Raw genomic sequence first — 2,037 nt, 5'->3', positions numbered from 1 at the left:
TAGACATAGTCCTCGCCACCGCTGTTGATCACGATCTCGCCGCTGTCGGCCAGTCGACGCACCGTCTGCAGGATGCTCTTCTGCTCGGCTTCCACTTGGGTGACGCGCACCGGCCCGCGCGCCTCCATGTCATCACGCAGCATCTCGGCAGCACGCTGCGACATGTTCTGCAGGAATTTCTGGATGATCGCCTCGGGGGATCCCTTGAGCGCCGTGACCAGCGTCTCGTTGTCGATTTCCTTGAGCAGCAGCTGGATGGAGCGATCCTCGAGCCCGACCAGGTTCTCGAACACGAACATCTCGTCGATGATCTGCTGCGCCAGACTCTCGTCGTGGTTGCGTACCGCCTCGAGGACCTGCTCTTCCTGCTGTCCCGGCATCAGGTTGAGTATCTCGGCCGCGGTACGAATGCCGCCCATCTTGCTGCGCTTGAGGTTCTGGCCACTGAGCATGTTGCTCAGCACTTCGGTCAGCTCCTGCAGGGCCGCCGGCTGCACGCCACTGAAGGTGGCGATACGCAGCAGCACATCGTTGCGCAGGGTGTCGGAGAAGTGCTCGAGAATCTGCGAGGCCTGATGGCGCTCCAGATGCACCATGATGGTGGCGATGATCTGCGGGTGTTCGTCGCGGATCATCTCGGCCACCAGCGGCGGCTCCATCAGGTTCAGTGTCTCGATGCCATTGTTCTGACCGGAGCTCTCGTAGATGTCTTCGAGCAGCGAGCTGGCGCGCTCCTGCCCCAGCGCCTTCACCAGCACCGAGCGGATATGGTCGGTAGAGAGCAGATTGACGGCGCTGAACTGCTCGCTGTCGGCGTGGAATTCCTCCAGCGTCTTCGCCATCTGCTCCTGGGTGACCTGCGGCATGTTGGTCATCGTCGCGCTGAGCCGTTGGATCTCCTGGGCAGACAGGAACTTGAAGACCTCTGCGGCGCTGTCCTCGTCGAGGCTCATGATCAGGGCCGCGCTGCGTTCCATGCTTGTCAGTGTCTTACTCATGGTGACTCATCCAGTTCTTGAGGATCATGGCGACCATGCGCGGGTCATCGCGGGCCATGTCACGTGCATCCTTGAGGTTCTGCTGATAGGTGGTCGGCGTGCGCGGGCCACTGGCCGGTGCTGTCTGACTCGCCATCATGCTGCCCAGCTCACCATTGGCCGTCGTCAGGCCTGACTCCATGCCGCCGATGCCACCCACAGCGCTGCCGGCTGCCTGAGTGCCGGGCGGCTGACCGATGGTCTGGTAGGCTTCCTGCGGACGCAGCAGCGGCTGCAACAGCGGGCGCAGCAACTTGCGATACAGCAGCCAGGCGATGAAGCCGATGATCAGGTAGCGGCCAAGCTCGATGGCCAGCGCCTGCATCTCGGGATTGTTCAGCCACTTCTCCCACCACTGCTGCGGCGGGCCGGCGTTCTGCTGCTCAGCGGTCATGAAGGGCGCATTGACCACGCTCAGGCTGTCGCCACGCTCGGCATTGAAGCCCATCGCCTCGCGCACCAGCGAATCGATCTGTGCCAGCTGGTCGTCTGCCAGCGGTTCGCTGGTCGGGTTGCCGTCACTGTCCATGATGCGACGGTGATTGATCACCACTGCCACCGAGAGATTGTCGAGGCGACCCAGGCGCGCACGGGTGTGGCGCACGCGCTTGTTGACTTCATAGTTGATGGTGCTGCTGCGCTGATAGTTGCTCAGGCCGCTGGTCGCGTCGTCAGTCTGTGTGGTGCCGTCAGCATTCGCCGCGTCATCGGCATTGATGGGCGAGGCGGCAATCCCCGGGGGCGTGTTGGAGAGGGCGCCTGGCACGCCGCCGATGCCGAGCATCTCGCCGGCGCCGGTATTGTTGAGCTGTTCACTGCGCACCGCTGCGCTGCCCGGCTGCTGATTGGGCGTGTAGTGCTCTTCGGTCTCTTCGGCGTGGGAGAAATCGAGCTGGGCGCTGACCTCGGCGCGGAAGTTGTCGCGTCCCACCAGTGGCGTCAGCAGGGCATTGATGCGCGATTGATAGCTGCGCTCCAGTGCCTGGGCATATTCCAGCGC

The 2,037-nt window shown here is 63.2% G+C and carries 2 protein-coding genes; both read right to left on the bottom strand.

Annotated features, from left to right (window positions below; genetic code table 11):
* Positions 1 to 998, bottom strand: a 998-nt coding sequence (fliG, locus tag AC4FAH_RS13125; protein WP_176503331.1) for a flagellar motor switch protein FliG, incomplete at its 3' end; no start/stop codon positions are given.
* A partial coding sequence (gene fliF / locus AC4FAH_RS13120; RefSeq protein ID WP_490246175.1) for a flagellar basal-body MS-ring/collar protein FliF occupies positions 991 to 2,037 on the bottom strand: 1,047 nt, incomplete at its 5' end. The genes fliG and fliF, both read right to left, overlap by 8 nt.

It is taken from the genome of Cobetia sp. (assembly GCF_983723665.1).
Note: the sequence above shows the minus strand (reverse complement) of the source record. Positions and strands in the feature narration are given on the sequence as shown.